17 protein-coding genes are annotated in these 16810 nt (G+C 72.6%); 10 read left to right on the top strand and 7 right to left on the bottom strand.

All coding sequences use genetic code 11. From position 1 onward, the window contains the following. Positions 1–28: 28 nt before the first annotated feature. Positions 29–166, bottom strand: coding sequence for a keywimysin-related RiPP (locus NI17_RS03180; RefSeq protein WP_157129703.1), 138 nt, complete (start codon positions 164–166; stop codon positions 29–31). An 818-nt stretch (positions 167–984) separates the two neighbouring features. Between NI17_RS03180 and NI17_RS03185 the strand changes: the two genes are divergently transcribed. Then, positions 985–1569 (top strand): hypothetical protein, encoded by a 585-nt coding sequence (locus NI17_RS03185; protein WP_234401770.1) that lies wholly within the window; start codon positions 985–987, stop codon positions 1567–1569. A gap of 20 nt (positions 1570–1589) precedes the next feature. On the opposite strand, the gene NI17_RS03190 is transcribed toward NI17_RS03185, so the two are convergent. From NI17_RS03190 to NI17_RS03210, 5 genes are all read right to left on the bottom strand, one after another. After that, positions 1590–2384 (bottom strand): PadR family transcriptional regulator, encoded by a 795-nt coding sequence (locus NI17_RS03190; RefSeq protein WP_068689832.1) that lies wholly within the window; start codon positions 2382–2384, stop codon positions 1590–1592. A 167-nt stretch (positions 2385–2551) separates the two neighbouring features. Next, positions 2552–3706 (bottom strand): TIGR04222 domain-containing membrane protein, encoded by a 1155-nt coding sequence (locus NI17_RS03195; protein ID WP_119267673.1) that lies wholly within the window; start codon positions 3704–3706, stop codon positions 2552–2554. A gap of 169 nt (positions 3707–3875) precedes the next feature. Then, positions 3876–4391 (bottom strand): Cys-tRNA(Pro) deacylase, encoded by a 516-nt coding sequence (gene ybaK / locus NI17_RS03200; protein ID WP_068689551.1) that lies wholly within the window; start codon positions 4389–4391, stop codon positions 3876–3878. 29 nt (positions 4392–4420) lie between these two features. Beyond that, a complete protein-coding gene (locus NI17_RS03205; RefSeq protein ID WP_068689550.1) occupies positions 4421–5098 on the bottom strand; it encodes an LON peptidase substrate-binding domain-containing protein in 678 nt (225 codons plus the stop codon). 52 nt (positions 5099–5150) lie between these two features. Beyond that, complete coding sequence (locus tag NI17_RS03210) at positions 5151–5714, bottom strand: ferritin (RefSeq protein ID WP_068689549.1); 564 nt, start codon at positions 5712–5714, stop codon at positions 5151–5153. A 140-nt stretch (positions 5715–5854) separates the two neighbouring features. Between NI17_RS03210 and hisD the strand changes: the two genes are divergently transcribed. From hisD to NI17_RS03255, 9 genes are all read left to right on the top strand, one after another. After that, positions 5855–7162 (top strand): histidinol dehydrogenase, encoded by a 1308-nt coding sequence (hisD, locus tag NI17_RS03215; protein WP_068689548.1) that lies wholly within the window; start codon positions 5855–5857, stop codon positions 7160–7162. Beyond that, positions 7159–8262: a histidinol-phosphate transaminase gene (locus NI17_RS03220; RefSeq protein ID WP_068689547.1), complete on the top strand. Its 1104-nt coding sequence runs from the start codon at positions 7159–7161 to the stop codon at positions 8260–8262. Before hisD ends, NI17_RS03220 begins: the two co-directional genes overlap by 4 nt. 78 nt (positions 8263–8340) lie before the next feature. Continuing rightward, on the top strand, positions 8341–8934 hold the full coding sequence (gene hisB / locus NI17_RS03225; protein WP_068689546.1) for an imidazoleglycerol-phosphate dehydratase HisB: 594 nt from the start codon (positions 8341–8343) through the stop codon (positions 8932–8934). Beyond that, a complete protein-coding gene (locus NI17_RS03230) occupies positions 8931–9092 on the top strand; it encodes a hypothetical protein (RefSeq protein WP_170163015.1) in 162 nt (53 codons plus the stop codon). Before hisB ends, NI17_RS03230 begins: the two co-directional genes overlap by 4 nt. 28 nt (positions 9093–9120) lie before the next feature. Continuing rightward, a complete protein-coding gene (hisH, locus tag NI17_RS03235) occupies positions 9121–9756 on the top strand; it encodes an imidazole glycerol phosphate synthase subunit HisH (RefSeq protein WP_068689545.1) in 636 nt (211 codons plus the stop codon). Between the two features lie 64 nt (positions 9757–9820). Continuing rightward, positions 9821–10558, top strand: a complete 738-nt coding sequence (priA, locus tag NI17_RS03240; RefSeq protein ID WP_068689544.1) for a bifunctional 1-(5-phosphoribosyl)-5-((5-phosphoribosylamino)methylideneamino)imidazole-4-carboxamide isomerase/phosphoribosylanthranilate isomerase PriA — start codon at positions 9821–9823, stop codon at positions 10556–10558. Next, positions 10555–11325 carry an imidazole glycerol phosphate synthase subunit HisF gene (gene hisF, locus NI17_RS03245; protein WP_068689542.1) on the top strand — a complete coding sequence of 257 codons (771 nt, stop codon included), beginning with the start codon at positions 10555–10557 and terminating at the stop codon, positions 11323–11325. The genes priA and hisF overlap by 4 nt, the downstream gene beginning before the upstream one ends. 274 nt (positions 11326–11599) lie before the next feature. Beyond that, entirely contained in the window at positions 11600–13504 is a 1905-nt protein-coding gene (locus NI17_RS03250; protein WP_068689540.1) for an ABC transporter ATP-binding protein, read from the top strand. Next, positions 13501–15345 (top strand): ABC transporter ATP-binding protein, encoded by a 1845-nt coding sequence (locus NI17_RS03255; RefSeq protein WP_068689538.1) that lies wholly within the window; start codon positions 13501–13503, stop codon positions 15343–15345. Before NI17_RS03250 ends, NI17_RS03255 begins: the two co-directional genes overlap by 4 nt. Positions 15346–15621: 276 nt before the next feature. Here the strand turns inward: NI17_RS03255 and NI17_RS03260 are convergent, their stop codons facing one another. After that, positions 15622–16605 (bottom strand): sugar isomerase, encoded by a 984-nt coding sequence (locus tag NI17_RS03260; protein ID WP_068689536.1) that lies wholly within the window; start codon positions 16603–16605, stop codon positions 15622–15624. Positions 16606–16810 lie beyond the last annotated feature (205 nt).

Raw genomic sequence — 16810 nt, forward strand, 5'->3', positions numbered from 1 at the left:
CTCGACGGGGAGAGTTGGCTATCTCACCTCAGACCATTCGGGGCAGGAAGAGCCAGAGTTCGAGGCCCCTGCCGGATTTGTAGCCGGTGGATTCCTTGAAGCCGCCCGCCTTGGCGATCTGCGGGGTCGTGTACTTCTTGCGCTGCGTCGGCTTCTTTTCCTGCATGGTCCGCCTCTTCTCTGATGTGAGGTATCCGGGTGAGCGCTCTGGGTAACTGCCGGCATGCGGCTCAAAGATTAGGGGACATCCGTGATGTATGGCAACAGACAAGGTCAGAAAGTGATTATGTGAGTCATTGATAACACAAAGGAAGGGTTGTTTTCTGTCCTGAAACCGTGCTCGAAAACATGTTCCGGCAGGTCACAGCTGTTGTTCGAGGGTTCTGCGGGACCGGGAGCACTCCTCTTCCGCGGCCTGGGAAGCGGCCGTCGCCTTCCCCCGGGGGGCGGGGTCCGCGCTGTCGGCGTCCGACGGCGGGCCGGGGCGCCCGTCCCGCCGCCGTGGCGGTTCTGTCGCTGGTCGCGGCAGGTGGAGGCGGTTGCGGGGGAGGGCGGAGGGCGGGAGTGGACGCTCGGGGCCGTCGGGAAGGTCGACGGGAGACAACACGTCCTCGGGCGCCGTCCGACCTGAGGAGAGTCCGACCGTGGGACCGGGAGCGCCCCGGGGCGGAGGCGGCGAAACGACGGACGCGGGAGGGATATTCGAATGGAGAATTCCCATTCGGTATTCGCATGACCGGCCGTACCGGGCCAGGTCCGGGCGAATCCTAGAGGGTTCGGGGGTGTGGGGCAAGGCGGCGGACCGGACGCGCTGGTTCGGAAGGGGGCGGCACGGGAAGCCGCAGCACTCTTTGTTCAGTATTGAATTTCTCTCGGGGGCCGGAGTCTGTCCGGACCGGGGCGGCGGCGCGGCGGCACCGCCCTCGGGAACAGGGGATAGCCTCTGGTGGGCGAAGCGACCGAGAACGAACGGGTGGGGGCCTGATGGCGCGGAATCTCGCCGTGGGGACGGTGGTCTTCGGCGGTGTCACGCTGCTCGGAGCGCCACTGGGACTGCTGTGGTGGCTGATCGCGCCGCGCCCCGAGGCGACCGTCACCTCCCAGGGACTCGCCCCCCACCCGGTCACGCAGACCTGGTTCGCGGTCGACGGCCGCTACTCGGTCATGATGCTGGCCGCGGGACTGGTCACCGGTTACCTCTGCTACCTCGCGCAGCAGTACGTGTCCCGGCGGCACTGGCTGGACCTGCGCCTGCCCACCCTGATCGGACTGGCCGCCGGAACGCTCGCGGGCTCCTTCGTCGCCTGGGGGGTGGGAGTCGGACTCGACGCCCGGGCCGCGGCCGAGGCGCTGCTGCTGGCCGGCCCCGGCGACGTCGTCCGCACCGGACTCACCCTGCGCTCCCACAGCGCGCCGCTGCTGTGGCCCTTCAGCGCGGTCCTGCAGTACGGACTGTTCGACGCGATCAACATGTGGCAGGAGGAGCGGTCCGGCGACCCCGGAGGTCAGGAGACGCCCCGGCCCGGAGCCGCCGCGGGCGGAACGGCGCGGCCGGGAGGCGGTGCCTGACCCGTCCGGCCGCCGCGCGTTCACTCCGCCCCGTGGTTGCCGGTCCCGTCGACGTCGTCCTCGGCGAGGATGCGGTACACGCCCCGACGCGCCTCGGCGAGCAGCCGCTTGGCCCGCTCCACCTGCTCGGCGGTGCCCACCTGGGACACCTGGGCCGCGGCGGCGGTCAACTGGGCGGCCAGTGAGGCGAGTTCGGCGTGTCCGGCGTGCGTCTCCTCGTAGTCCCGGGCGGCGCTCTCCCACGGCGGGGTCAACTCCGCGGCGTGCTCGGCGACGTGGGCGTGCCCCTCCTCGGTCAGCTCGTAGGGGCGCCTGCGCCCCTCCCCGCCGCGTGGCGCGGGAGCGACCAGCCCCTCGTCCTCCAGTTGCTGGAGCATCGGGTAGACGGAGCCGGGGCTGGGCCGCCACGCGCCGTCGCTGCGCTCCCGGCTCTCCTTGATGATCTCGTAGCCGCTCATCGGCTTCTCGGTCAGCAGCAGCAGAATCCCGGTGCGCACGTCTCCGCGCCGGGCGCGCGGCCTGCGACCGGGGCGTCGGCCTCCGCCGCCGAAGAAGAACCCGTACGGGCCTCCGGGGCCGCCGAAGGGCGGGCCGCCGGGGGAGGCCCCCCACGGACCGCGCGGCGGCTGGGGCGGGATCGGCGGCTCGAAACCGCCCCGGTGGTGCGGTCCGCCGACGTCCATCCGGTACGCGAGGTCGTGGGCGCGGCGGTGGCGGCGGCCACCGCGCGACCGTCTCCCGCGCCCCCCGAACAGGCGGGGCGGGACCGGTCCGTTGTCGTCCGCCCAGTTCCAGGGCATCGCCATGGCAACCATCATCGGTCTCCTTTCGAAACAGTAGCGACAGTGTTCTTACTATCGCCATGCATAACGATATATCGAATAACGGTCGCTGGCAGCGCCCAGGAAGGCGAACCCGGGCACCCGGCGTCCGGCCGCCCACGGCCGGGCGCCGTCGATGAGGGAGAAGACCGGGCGGCGCTTCAGGGACGTCCGGGCGACGGCCCCCTGCGGTCGCGCCCGTCGCGCGGAGGAAGCGGCGGCGCGGGCGGCAGTCCGTCGCCGTGCGTCACCCAGTCGCCGCGCGTGCCGTCCCAACCGAAGTCACCGCCCACACCCCGGTCGGGCGCGCCGAACGAACGCCCGCACGCCGCGCCGAAGGCGACCAGCCGGGACAGGCGGGGCGCGCCGGTCCGCGACGTGCCCCGCCACCCCTCGGGACACCCCCCGCGCAGGCCCTCGAACCCCAACAGCGCGACCGTCCGCAGCAGTGCGTCACCGTCGGGCGCCGACCGGGACGCCAGTTCCACACGGGCCTCGGACAACAGGACGTCCCCGGCGACCGTGCGCGGCCCCAGCCTGCCCCCGGTGCACCGGTAGACCGCGTAGGCGGCGCACCAGCCCGCGAACAGCGCCACGACGGCCAGCAGCTCCGCGACCAGTCCTCCGACGGCCGCGCTCACCCCCGACACCAGGGCCGCGGCGCCCACCGTCCCCGCCGCCCCGCCGAACACCCGACGCGCCACGTGCAGCAGGAAGGGATAGGCCAGGAGCAGTGCGAGGAGCAGCGGCACCAAGGAGCTGTCCGCCCGGACCGCCCACCCCACCGCGAACCCCGCCGCCAGCGCGCCCGCGGCGCCGAGGCCGACCTGGGAGAGCCATGCCGCCCGGCGCGCCCACGCGACCCGGCGCAGCCGCCCGGGCGCCAGGAACAACCCCAGCCGACGCAGCCGCCACAGCGCCGCGGTGACCGCGTCCCCGCACGCGACCGAGGACACCAACCGGTCCACCGGAAACGGTCGGCCGTCCCGGAGACGCGCGGCGGGAGCGCGCACGAACGGAACGGCCGACAGCGGTGGGAAGGACACCCGGAAGCGGTCGGGAACCCGGGCGACCATGCCCGGCCCCCACGCCACGATCCGCCCGGTGAGAAACAGTTCGGCCACCGCCACCTCGCCCACCCGGGGCCGACCGCCCGAGAGCAGGGCGAGTTCGTACGGGCCGAGTTCGTCCGGTCCCACCGCGGGCCGCACCGGACCGGTCGCGCGGACCCGCGAATAACAGATACGGGTCACCACATAGCAGACCGTGACGAGCAGGTAGTACGACACCGTGCCCAACACGATCGCGGCGACCATCGCGGACTCCTTGCTGCCCTGTGTCAACCGGATATTGATCACAGTAAGCCGGTTCTCCGCGTCTGGAAAGAGGAACAGCCCCTCCGCCTCGAACCCGCAGGAGGAAGCCAGGACCGCCTGACCCGAGAGGGCGGGTTTCGGATGGCCTCGGCCCCAGGGGCGTGTGGCCTCAGCCCCGGGCCGAGGGCTGCGGGAAATCCGGCCCCTGGTGTCCCGCGGTGATCGGAGCCGTCCCCGCCCGGGTGAGTCGCACCAGGTCGTCCGGGGCCAACTCCATCTGCAGCCCGCGCCGCCCCGCGGACACGTAGACGGTCTCGTGCTTCGACGCCGAGGAGTCGACCACGGTCCGCAGCCGCCTGCGCTGCCCCAGCGGACTGATGCCGCCGCGCACGTACCCGGTGGCGCGCTCGGCCGCGGCGGGATCGGCCATCCGTGCCCGCTTGCCGCCCACGGCCGCCGCCAACGCCTTGAGGTCGAGCCTGCCCGCCACCGGGACCACGCCCACCGTCAACGCGCCGTCGACCTCGGCGACCAGGGTCTTGAACATCCGCTCGGGCGCCACCCCCAGAGCCGCGGCGGCCTCCTCCCCGTAGGAACCCGACCCCTCGGCCTCGTAGGAGTGCAGGGTGAAGACAACCCCGCCGCGTTCGGCCGCCACCGTGGCCGGAGTGCCCCTACCGCTCAACGCTGCTCGCTTTCCGTGACAAGGACCGGTCAGTTGAGGTTGATCACCTGCTGCGGGAACCGCCCCGCGGGCAGCAGGCGAAGCGCCGACAGCACCCGGTTCTCCCGGCGCAGCAGGCCCGCGGCCAGCTCCAGGCGGGCGGCCGCGTCCTCGGCCTCCAGCAGCGCCTGCTTGTCGGACATGTCCAGCACCAGGGCGTCGGCCACCGAGTACGACAGCTCCAGCGGCTTGTCGGGAAGATCGACGGTCTCCCCGACGGACACGCCGATGCGGTCGAGGCGCTCGCGGTACACCGTGAACCGCCGCGCCACCCGCTCGTTCCACACCTCGGCGTCCGCACCGATCTCGTCGGGCAGCGAGGAGACCTCAGCGCGCAGGTAGGGCGTCTCCTCGTCGGGCTCGACCAGCTCCTCCACCCGGAACCGCGCCACTCCCGTGACCACCAGGTCCAGGCCGGAGTCGGAACGGTGCTGCACCGCGCTGATCTCGGCCACACAGCCGACGTCGGCCATCTGGTGGGCGGCGCGTTCGCCCACCTCGTGGCCCAGCCTGATCCCGACCACCCCGAAGGAGCGGGGCCGGTCGGCGGGCAGCGCCATCAGATCGTCGACCAGTCTCAGATAGCGGTCCTCGAACACGTGCAGGGCCAGGGTCAGCCCCGGGAAGAGAACCGAACCGAGCGGGAAGAGCGGCAGCCTGGTGGACACCGTACAAGTATGCCCGTCGACGTGGGCGCGGACTCACGCGCCCGCGGACCGGTCAGATCGTCGCAGGTCCCGCTGTCTCGGGGGCGCCGGCCTCCGCCTTCGGCGACGCCTGCATGTCCCGGGCCACGAAGGTCTCGACGTCGAACAGGTTGCCGTTGGCGCGGTCCATGACCGCCAGCAGCGTGGACATCGAGGCGACCTCCTCGACCTGCTCCCTGAGGAACCACTGGAGGAACTGCTCACCGGTGTAGTCGTTCTCCTCCCGCGCGGCCTTGACCAGCCGGTGGAACTGCTCGGTGACCGCGCGCTCCTGCCGCAGGGCGAGCGCCACCAGGTCACGCGGGGTGTCGAAGTCGTTCTGGATGGCGTCGGTCGACGGAACCGTGACGGGCACGTCGTTGTCGACCAGGTACCGCAGGATCATCATCGCGTGGTCGCGCTCCTCGAGCGCCTGGCGGTAGAAGAACCCCGCCAGTTGCGGCAGGTCCCGGCTGTCGAACCAGGCCGCCAGCGCCACGTACTGCTGCGAGGCGGTGAACTCGTGCCGCAGCTGGTCGAGGAGGAGCTGGTGGAACCTGGACAGACCGTGTTCGAGGCTGTGCACGTTGGCAGTCATATCGTGCAACTGACCCGGCCTCAGGGAATTATTCGGAGGATCACGGGACGACCGCGACATTCGGGAAAGCCCTGTCGGCCGCCGGACGGGCGCACCGGCCCCGAGGCCGCAGCCGCTGCGCCGCCCCTAGAATGAGGTCCGTGATCTCCCGAATCGATCTCCGAGGCAACCCCGCAGACCCGCGCGAGTCGCTGCCGCGCGCCGAGACCGACGTCGCGTCCGCGGTCGAGAAGATCCGTCCCATCTGCGAGGACGTCCGCCATCGCGGAGTCGAGGCGCTGGTCGAACTGGGAGAGCGTTTCGACGGGGTGCGTCCCGCCCACATCAGGGTCCCCAAGGAGGCCGTCGACGCCGCGCTCGCCGACCTCGACCCGGCGGTGCGCGCGGCCCTGGAGGAGTCGATCCGCCGCGCCCGCCTGGTCCACCGCGACCAGCGTCGCACCGACACCACCACCCGGGTCGTCCCCGGAGGCACGGTCACCGAACGCTGGGTGCCCGTCGACCGGGTCGGGCTGTACGTGCCCGGCGGACGCGCCGTCTACCCCTCCAGCGTCGTCATGAACGTCGTGCCCGCCCAGGAGGCGGGGGTGGCGTCCCTGGCCGTGGCCTCCCCGCCGCAGGCCGACTTCGGCGGCCTGCCGCACCCCACCATCCTGGCCGCCTGCGCCCTGCTCGGCGTCGAGGAGGTCTACGCCGTGGGCGGTGCCCAGGCCGTCGCCATGTTCGCCTACGGCGCGGGCGAGTGCGCCCGGGCCGACATGGTCACCGGCCCCGGCAACATCTGGGTCGCCGCCGCCAAGCGCCTGCTCAGGGGCGTCATCGGCATCGACTCCGAGGCCGGGCCCACCGAGATCGCCATTCTCGCCGACGACACCGCCGACCCCGGCTACGTCGCCGCCGACCTGATCAGCCAGGCCGAACACGACGTCGTCGCCGCCTCGGTGCTCGTCACCCCCTCCGAGGACCTCGCCGAGCGGGTCGAGGCCGAACTCGCCGCGCGGGTGCCCGCCACCAGGCACAGCGAACGCATCACCCGGGCCCTGGGCGGCCCCCAGTCCGGCATCGTCGTGGTCGACGACCTCGACCACGGACTGGCCGTCGTCAACGCCTACGCCCCCGAACACCTCGAGGTCATGACCGCCGACGCCCGGGCCGTCGCCGCCCGGGTGCGCAACGCCGGAGCGGTCTTCGTCGGCGACCACTCCCCGGTGTCCCTGGGCGACTACTGCGCGGGCTCCAACCACGTGCTGCCCACCGGCGGCTGCGCCTGCCACTCCTCCGGGCTGAGCGTGCAGAGCTTCCTGCGCGGCATCCACGTCGTCGAGTACGACCGCGCGGCACTGGCCGAGGTCGCCCACCACGTGGTGGCCCTCTCCCGGGCCGAGGACCTTCCCGCGCACGGCGAGGCCGTCACCGCGCGCATCCCGCTGGAGGAGCAGCAGGCGTGAGCGACCCCGGACCCACCGGCTTCGGCCTGGACGACCTGCCCCTCCGCGACGACCTGCGCGGACAGTCCCCCTACGGCGCCCCCCAGTTGACGGTCCGCGCCGTCCTCAACACCAACGAGAACCCGTACCCGCCGTCGGCCCGGCTGGCCGAGGCGATCGGCCGCGCCGCCGCCGAGGCCGCCACCGGCCTCAACCGCTACCCCGACCGCGACGCCGTCCAACTGCGTCAGGCGCTGGCCGACTACCTCGGCCACGGGGTCGACGCCGCCAACGTGTGGGCCGCCAACGGCTCCAACGAAGTCCTCCAGCAGATCCTGCAGGCCTTCGGCGGTCCCGGACGCAGGGCCGTGGGCTTCGAGCCGTCCTACTCCATGCACCCGATCATCGCGCGCGGCACCGCCACCGAGTGGGTGCCGGTGCCGCGGACCGCGGAGTTCGCCGTGGACGTCGACGACGCCGTGGCCGCGGTCAAGGAGCACCAGCCCGCGGTGGTGTTTTTGACCTCGCCCAACAACCCCACCGGGACCGCGCTGCCGCTGCGGACCGTCGAGGCGGTCGCGTCGGCCGCCCCCGGCGTCGTCGTGGTCGACGAGGCCTACGCCGAGTTCCGTCGCGAGGGCACCCCCAGCGCGCTGTCGCTGCTGCCGTCCCACCCCAACGTCATCGTCTCGCGCACCATGTCCAAGGCGTTCGCCCTGGCCGGAGCGCGCCTCGGCTACCTCGCCGCGCACCCGGCGGTCGTCGACGCCCTGCAACTGGTGCGGCTGCCCTACCACCTGTCGGCCGTCACCCAGGCGGTGGCGCTCACCGCCCTGGCCCACGCCGACGAACTGCTGGGCGCGGTCGACCAGTTGCGCGCCGAACGCGACGCGCTCGTCGACTGGCTGCGCGGCCACGGCTTCGCGGTCGCCGACTCCGACGCCAACTTCGTGCTGTTCGGCCGCTTCCCCGACCGCTCCGCGGTGTTCGAGGGCATGCTGGAGCGGGGGGTGCTCATCCGCGAGGTGGGACCGCCCGAGTGGCTGCGCGTCACCGTCGGCACCCCCGAGGAGATGGCCGTCTTCCGCGACGCGCTGCTCGCGGTGGTCGGCCGCGCCTGACCGCGCCCCGTCCGACAACAGCACACGACCCGACACCGGCGGCGCCGCCCGCGCCACCACGACGAGGAGAGCCAGCCCATGAGCCGCATCGGCCGCGTCGAACGCGCCACCAACGAGACCAAGGTCCTGGTCGAGATCGATCTCGACGGCACCGGTGCCGCCGACATCTCCACCGGTGTCGGCTTCTACGACCACATGCTCCACCAGCTCGCCAAGCACGGACTGTTCGACCTGACCGTGCGCACCGAGGGCGACCTGCACATCGACTCCCACCACACCATGGAGGACACCGCCCTCGCCCTCGGCGCGGCCTTCCGCGAGGCCCTGGGCGACAAGGCCGGGATCCGCCGCTTCGCCGACGCCAAGGTCCCCCTGGACGAGGCGCTCGCCGAGGTCACCGTCGACGTCTCGGGACGGCCCTACCTGGTGCACTCCGAACCCGAGGGCATGGCCCCGGTCATCGGCCGCGACTACGACACCACGATGACCCGGCACATCTTCGAGTCCTTCGTCGCCCAGGCCCGCGTCGCCCTGCACGTCCACGTACCCTATGGGCGCAACGCCCACCACATCGTGGAATGCCAGTTCAAGGCGCTGGCCCGCGCCCTGCGGTTCGCCTGCGAGAGCGACCCCCGCGTCACCGGGGTGCCCTCCACCAAGGGCGCGCTGTGAGCACCACGATCCTGGGGGTACTCCTGATCGGCCTCGCCGGGCTCCTGCTCGGCGGCACCCTGTCGATCTGGAAGACCAACAAGGCCATCGCCGTGGGCCTGGCCGCCTGCGCGGCCGTGGCCCTGGCGGCCGGGGCGCTGCGCCTCGGCTACTTCTGACCGTCCTCACAGGAAGGCACGTCCACCCGTGCAGCCACGCGTCGTCATCCTCGACTACGGATCGGGCAACCTGCGTTCGGCGCAGCGCGCAGTGGAGCGCGTCGGCGCCCACGTCACCGTCACCGGCGACCCGCACGCCGCACTGGAGGCCGACGGACTCGTCGTGCCCGGCGTGGGCGCGTTCGAGGCCTGCATGAAAGGGCTGCGCGCCGCCCGGGGCGACCGGGTCATCGGCAAGCGCCTGGCCGGCGGCCGTCCAGTACTGGGCATCTGCGTGGGCATGCAGGTCCTGTTCGAGCGGGGCGTCGAACACGGCGTCACCACCACCGGCTGCGGCGAGTGGCCCGGAACCGTGGACCGGCTCGACGCGCCCGTCGTCCCGCACATGGGCTGGAACACCGTGGCCGCGCCCGCCGACTCCGCGCTGTTCGCCGGGATCGACGAAGGCGAGCGCTTCTACTTCGTCCACTCCTACGGCGTGCGCACCTGGGAGATGGAGGCCACCAGCCCGCACCTGAAGCCGCCGCTGGTCACCTGGTCCACCCACGGCGCCCCCTTCGTGGCGGCCGTGGAGAACGGCCCGCTGTGGGCCACCCAGTTCCACCCGGAGAAGTCCGGCGACGCGGGGGCCCGGCTGCTCGCCAACTGGGTCGCGACACTGTGACCGCCCCCGCAGACGACCGGACGAGCCGCAACGCCGTCCCCCACCCGTGAAAGGTTCACCCACCATGGCGCCCACACTCGAACTCCTGCCCGCCGTCGACGTCGCGGGCGGCCAGGCCGTGCAGCTCGTCCAGGGCCGGGCGGGCTCCGGCGGTCAGTACGGCGACCCGAGGGCCGCGGCGCTGGCCTGGCAGAGCGCCGGAGCCGAGTGGATCCACCTGGTCGACCTGGACGCCGCCTTCGGCCGCGGCCACAACCGGGAGCTGCTGGCCTCCATCATCGGCACGCTCGACGTCCAGGTCGAACTGTCCGGCGGCATCCGCGACGACGAGTCGCTGACCGCGGCGCTGGCCACCGGATGCCGCCGCGTCAACATCGGCACCGCCGCACTGGAGAACCCCGACTGGTGCGCCAGGATCATCGCCGAACACGGCGACCGGATCGCGATCGGCCTGGACGTGCGCGGCACCACCCTGGCCGCGCGCGGTTGGACCCGCGACGGCGGCGACCTGTACGAGACGCTGGAGCGCCTGGAGGCCGCCGGCTGCGCCCGCTACGTCGTCACCGACGTCAACAAGGACGGCACCCTCAAGGGCCCCAACCTCGACCTGCTGCGTGACGTGTGCTCGCGCACCGGCAAGCCCGTCGTGGCCAGCGGAGGCGTGTCCAGCCTCGACGACCTGCGGGCCCTGGCGACCCTGGTCCCCGAGGGAGTCGAGGGCGCCATCATGGGCACCGCCCTGTACGAGGGCGCGTTCACCCTGGAAGAAGCGCTGGCGACGGTGCGCGAGGCCGCCCGATGAGCCTGGCCGTGCGCGTCATCCCGTGCCTGGACGTCGACGCGGGCCGGGTGGTCAAGGGCGTCAACTTCCAGAACCTGCGCGACGCGGGCGACCCCGTCGAACTGGCCCGGCGCTACGACACCGAAGGCGCCGACGAGCTGACCTTCCTCGACGTCACCGCCTCCAGCGGCAACCGTGAGACCACCTACGACGTGGTGCGCCGCACCGCCGAGCAGGTGTTCATCCCGCTCACCGTCGGCGGCGGCGTGCGCAGCACCGACGACGTCGACCGGCTGCTGCGCTCCGGGGCCGACAAGGTCGGCGTCAACACCGCCGCGATCAACCGCCCGGAACTGATCCGCGAGATCGCCGAACGGTTCGGCAACCAGGTGCTGGTCCTGTCGGCCGACGTGCGCCGCGCCGTCGACGGAACCACCACCCCCAGCGGCTTCGAGGTCACCACGCACGGCGGACGCAGGGGGACCGGCATCGACGCGGTCGAGTGGGTCCGGCAGGCCGCCGACCTCGGCGCGGGTGAGATCCTGCTCAACTCCATGGACGCCGACGGCACCAGGGCCGGATTCGACCTGGAGTTGATCCGCGCGGTGCGCGAGGCGGTGACCGTGCCGCTGATCGCCAGCGGGGGGGCGGGCGCCGTCGAGCACTTCGCTCCCGCCGTGGACGCGGGAGCCGACGCGGTCCTGGCCGCCAGCGTGTTCCACTTCGGCGAGTTCACCATCAACGACGTCAAGGCCGACCTGCGCGCCAAGGGCCACCCGGTGCGCTGAGACGCCCCCCTCCCCCGGAGCCCTTCGAGCCCTCCGGGGGAGGAACGCCTCCACCCCGAGGGCTGCGGCGCCGTTTCCGGGAAGAAGGGGCGCAGACGCCCCGGCCGCGGTGGCCGGAAGCGGACACCGCATGATCACGGGGAGCGGAATAGCGGCGTTGTCCACAGCGCTGAACCAGACCGGTGCGCCCGGACGGGTCGGTGGGTACGGTGTGACACTGTCGCGCCGATCAGGGGGCGGCGCCTCTCACCACGACAACGCAACGGGGGGACGAATGTCACAGGAGGCGGCTGCCGCGAGGCCCGGGGTCGACTCCCGGGTCTTCACCGAGGGGATGCGCGTCCTGTGGACCGCGATCCGCACCGAACCGTGGGTCTTCACCGCCGCACTGGTCGGCGCCGTGCTGTACGCGGCGGCCAGCGTCGCCTCGGCGTCGATCCTGGGTGGCATCTCCGAACAGGTCGTCCTGCCCGCCATCGAAGAGGGACGCACCACCGTCGCCGCGGTGGCCGCGGCGGCCGCCCTGGTGTTCGGCGTCGGCCTCCTCAGAGCCCTGGGACTGGGGGCGCGCCGCCTCTACGCCGGACTCATGCAGTTCCGCATGCAGGCCAGGTACCGGCGCGCGGTCGCCCGCAAGTACCTCCGGCTGCCGCTGTCCTGGCACCAGCGCCACCCCGCCGGGCAACTGCTGTCCAACGCCAACGCCGACGTCGAGGCCGCCTGGCAGCCGCTCGCACCCCTGCCCATGGCCGTGGGCAGCATCGCCATGCTCCTGATCGCCGCGGTCGCGATGCTCGTCACCGACCCGGTCCTCGCCCTGGTCGGCTTCGTGGTCTTCCCGACGCTGGCCGTGGCCAACATCGTCTTCCAACGCCGGGTCTCTCCCGTCGCCACCCGCGCCCAGGCACTGCGCTCCCAGGTCAGCGAGGTCGCCCACGAGTCCTTCGACGGCGCGCTCGTCGTCAAGGCCCTGGGCCGCGAGGACACCGAGACCGAGCGGTTCAGCCGCGCCGCCGACCGGTTGCGCGACGCCCAGATCAGGGTCGGCCGGATGCGCGCCGCGTTCGACCCGCTCCTCGAGGCACTGCCCAACTTCGGTGTGCTCGTGGTGCTGCTCGTCGGACTGCTCCGCCTCGACCGGGGCGCCGTCACCTCGGGCGACGTCGTGCAGATCGCCTACCTGTTCACCCTGCTGTCGCTGCCGGTGCGCTCCCTGGGCTGGCTGCTGGGCGACCTGCCGCGCAGCGTGGTGGGGTGGCGAAGGGTCAGCGCCGTGCTCGGCGCCGAAGGCGGCACCGAACACGGCGACACGGCGCTGTCCGGCGACAGCGGACTGGCGGTGAGTGTTCGCGGCCTCAGCTTCTCCTACGCCGACGGCCGCGATCGGGACACCTCCGGCGGGCGGGGCCTCGACAGCCACCACCACGGGGAGGAGGCGCGCACCACCGTCCTGCGCGACGTGAACCTGGAGTTGACCCCCGGCCGGGTCACCGCCCTGGTCGGCCCCACCGGATCGGGCAAGTCCACGCTCACCACGCTGCTGGCGCGCCTGGTCGACCCCGACCGGGGCACGGTGCTCATCAACGGAGTCGACGCCCGCGACTACGCCAGGGGGGAACTCTCCCGCGCCATCGCCCTCGTACCGCAGAGCACCTTCATCTTCGACGACAGCGTCCGCGACAACGTCACCCTGGGCGGCGACGCCGACGACGCCGAGGTGTGGCAGGCGCTGCGCCTGGCCCGCGCCGACTCCTTCGTCGCCGCGCTCCCGCAGGGCCTCGACACCCGGCTGGGGGAGCGCGGCACCAGTCTGTCCGGCGGGCAGCGCCAGCGTCTGGCCCTGGCCCGCGCCCTGGTCCGCCGTCCACGGCTGCTCATCCTGGACGACGCCACCTCCGCGGTCGACCCCCAGGTCGAGGCGCAGATCCTGGGCGGCCTGCGAGAAGCCGACCTCGCCGGAGCCACCGTCGTGGTCGTCGCCTCCCGCAGGGCCACCATCGAACTCGCCGACGAGGTCGTCTACCTCGAACAGGGCACGGTCCACGACCGGGGGACCCACGACGAACTCCTCGCGCGCTCCCCCGGATACCACCGCCTCGTCACCGCCTACGAACAGGCCGCCGAGCAGCGCAGAGCCGAAGCCGCCGCCCGCCCCACCGACCAGGAGGCCGTCCGATGAGCGCCCCGGCCCGCACCCGAAACAGCCGTGCCGACACCTCCCCCGGAGTCGACGCCGACACCGCCGCCTCCCCCGCGCTGCACCGCTCCACCGACTCCGCGTGGGACACCCTGCGCCGCGGTTTCGCGCTGTCGCCCGAGTTCACCCGAGGGCTGGCGCTGACCGCCGTCTTCGCGGTGGTCGCCACCGTCGGCAAGGTCGTGGTGCCGCTGGCGGTGCAGCAGATCATCGACAACGGTCTGCTCGCCGAAGGCGGCATCGACATCGGGTTCGTCACCGGAACGGTCGTGCTGTGCGCCACCCTGGTCGTCCTCACGGCCGTGTCCTCCTACGTGATGAACGCGCGGCTGTACCGGTCCACCGAGGGAGGCCTGGCCACCCTGCGCCGCAAGGCGTTCCGGCACGTGCACGACCTCTCGGTGCTCACCCAGAACAGCGAACGCAAGGGCGCCCTGGTGTCCCGGGTGACCAGCGACGTCGACCAGATCAGCACCTTCATGCAGTGGGGCGGCATCCTCCTGGTCGTCAGCACCGGGCAACTGGCGATCGCCACCGTGCTGATGGCCGTCTACTCCTGGCAGCTCACCCTGCTGGTGTGGGTGTGCTTCCTGCCGCTGCTGTTCGGGGTGCGTTGGCTGCAGAAACTGCTGTCCAGGGCCTACCTGCTGGTGCGGGAGCGCACCGGCGAGATGCTCGGAGTCGTCAGCGAGACCGTCGTGGGGGCCGCGGTCATCCGCGCCCACGGAACCGAGGAGCGCACCGCGGAGCGCGTCGACGAGAGCGTCCTGGCCACCCGCACCGCCCAGGTCAGAGCACAGCGCCTGTCCATGGCAGTCTCACCGTTCGCCGAGGTCGTCTCGGCGTTCACCTACGCGGTCGTCGTCGTGGTCGGGGTGTGGCTGGGCGTCACGGGCTCCCTCACCGCCGGACAGCTCGTGGCCTTCCTGTTCCTGATCAACCTGTTCATCGCGCCCATGACGATGGCCACGGAGATCTTCAACGAGGCCCAGAACGCGATCGCCGGGTGGCGGCGGGTGCTCGGGGTTCTCGACACCGTCCCCGACATCGCCGACCCCGGATCGTCCGGCAGGACACTGCCGCGCGGTCCCGTCTCGATCCGCTTCGACCACGTCAGTTACGCCTATCCCGGCGGCCCCCGCGTGCTCGACGACATCGACGTGGAGATCGCCCCGGGCCGCCGGGTCGCGGTCGTCGGCGAGACCGGCTCCGGCAAGACCACCTTCGTCAAGCTGCTCACCCGACTCATGGACCCGGCCGAGGGCAGAGTGCTGCTGGACGGCACCGACCTGCGCGAGGTGGCGTTCTCCTCGCTGCGGTCCCGCGTGGTCATGGTGCCCCAGGAGGGCTTCCTGTTCGACAGCACCCTGGGCGACAACATCCGCTTCGCCCGCCCGGAGGTCACCGACGAGCAGATCGGCGCGGCGATCGTCGACCTGGGGCTGGGGGACTGGCTGGCCGGGCTGCCCCACGGCCTGGACACCCCCGTCGGACAGCGCGGCGAGTCCCTGTCCGCCGGAGAACGCCAGCTCGTGGCACTGGTGCGGGCCGCCATCGCCGGTCCCGACCTGCTGGTCCTGGACGAGGCCACCTCGGCGGTCGACCCGGCCACCGAGGTGCGCATCCAACGCGCCCTGGACCGGCTCACCCGGGGGCGCACCTCCGTGGCGATCGCCCACCGGCTCTCCACCGCCGAGGCCGCCGACGAGGTGCTCGTCTTCGACGACGGCCGCATCGCGCAGCGCGGAACCCACGCGGAACTGGTCGGACAGCCGGGCGTCTACGCGGATCTGCACGCCTCCTGGGTGCGCAGCTCGGCCTGAGCCCGGGACGGAGGCGACCGTCCCGGGGAGTTCCGGGCGTTCTCGACCCGAGGAGGTCTTGTGGCCTCAGCCCGGGGGAAACTCCCAGGCCACCCCACCCCGGGGGTCTTGTGACCCCGGCCCCGAGGCCACCCGAAAACCACCCGCAGAGCTGAGGCCACAAGACTCCCTGGGGTGGAGTGCGGCTGAAGACTCCCTCGGAGCCGGGGTTTCACAATCCCCTGGGGCTGGGGCCGCCCGAAGCCCCCTCTGGGGCCGGGGTCCCGAATCCCCGGCTCACGTTTTGCGCCTGCGCCACCAGTGCAGTGCCAGCAGTTCGCTGACCAGCGGATCGACGAGCAGCCGCACGTCCGGGTCGCTCTCCCCCGGATAGCGCAGACTCACCGCCGCCCCCGAGACGTCACCGCCCACGGCGACAAAGGTCCCGCGCAGCGCCAGCAGGTGTTCGGCGAACCGCTCGTCGAACCGCGACCCCGTGAACAGCAGCGCACGGTAGTCCTGGATCGCCGCCAGATAGCGGTCGACGTGCGACCACTCCCCGGTCTCGCAGGCGTGCGCGGCCAGCACCGGGCCGCGCCGCAGCGTCAACGCGCCGAACCGGGCCGCCGAGACCAGTTCCGCCGGAGCCACCAGCGCCAGACCGTCGCGTCCCTCCAGCGCCCTGACCGCTTCGGGAACCCAGGACGGGGCGCGCTCCACCAGGTCGGTGACGGCGTTGGCCGCGCGGCGCAGCGTCGCCGACGGGTCGGCGACCCCCGGAGGAGTGGCGCCCAGCCGCGACGCCAGGACGAGTAGCAGCGCCACCGCCTGCTGGTGGGCCACCACCTCCAGACCGCCGCTCCTCCCTCCGGTCATGAGCGGCGCCACCACGTCGGCGTAACGCGCCTCGGGCGACTCGGGGGAGTCGGTCAGCACGACGATCACGGAGGAACGCGCGTAACGCTCCAGCGACTCGCACAGCTCGCGCCGTCCACTGCCCGGCGCGACCGCCACCACCAGCGTGTCCGGGCCGCCGGGCGGAAGATGCGCCGCGGCCGCGGACTCGGCGAAGGCCCCCAGTCCGGCACGGCGCATCCGCTCGGCCGCGGCCTGGCACGCGTAGTGGCCCGCCCCCACGCCCAGCAGCACCACCGCCGCGGGCTCGTCGTCCAGCAGGGAGGGCAGTGCCGCGTAGGGATCGTGGCGGGTCAGATGGTCGGCCAGTCCGGTCAGGGCGGCGGTCCTGGCCGACACCTCGTCCGCGAGCCGTTCGACGCTCACCCGGCCTCCCGGGGGATGCCCCGGTCTTCAGGCCGGGGAGGAATCCGGGCAGGCAACCTGCGCCTCTCGCGCTCTGCCTCACACATGCCTCTCCTTGGTGCCAAATCCCCCTCCCAGGAGGGGGAGGAAGCCAACGGTGCCCCATCCTCGGCGGTCCACACGGCGGCGGGGGAGCCGCCGGGCCTTGCGGACTCCCCGAACCAGG

The organism is Thermobifida halotolerans (genome assembly GCF_003574835.2).
GTDB lineage: Bacteria > Actinomycetota > Actinomycetes > Streptosporangiales > Streptosporangiaceae > Thermobifida > Thermobifida halotolerans.

Coding starts and splice junctions, on each gene's coding strand:
- NI17_RS03180 (WP_157129703.1), bottom strand. CDS start 166: ATGCAGGAAAAGAAGCCGACGCAGCGCAAGAAGTACACGACCCCGCAG.
- NI17_RS03185 (WP_234401770.1), top strand. CDS start 985: ATGGCGCGGAATCTCGCCGTGGGGACGGTGGTCTTCGGCGGTGTCACG.
- NI17_RS03190 (WP_068689832.1), bottom strand. CDS start 2,384: ATGGTTGCCATGGCGATGCCCTGGAACTGGGCGGACGACAACGGACCG.
- NI17_RS03195 (WP_119267673.1), bottom strand. CDS start 3,706: ATGGTCGCCGCGATCGTGTTGGGCACGGTGTCGTACTACCTGCTCGTC.
- NI17_RS03210 (WP_068689549.1), bottom strand. CDS start 5,714: ATGACTGCCAACGTGCACAGCCTCGAACACGGTCTGTCCAGGTTCCAC.
- hisB (WP_068689546.1), top strand. CDS start 8,341: ATGAGCCGCATCGGCCGCGTCGAACGCGCCACCAACGAGACCAAGGTC.
- priA (WP_068689544.1), top strand. CDS start 9,821: ATGGCGCCCACACTCGAACTCCTGCCCGCCGTCGACGTCGCGGGCGGC.
- hisF (WP_068689542.1), top strand. CDS start 10,555: ATGAGCCTGGCCGTGCGCGTCATCCCGTGCCTGGACGTCGACGCGGGC.
- NI17_RS03250 (WP_068689540.1), top strand. CDS start 11,600: ATGTCACAGGAGGCGGCTGCCGCGAGGCCCGGGGTCGACTCCCGGGTC.
- NI17_RS03255 (WP_068689538.1), top strand. CDS start 13,501: ATGAGCGCCCCGGCCCGCACCCGAAACAGCCGTGCCGACACCTCCCCC.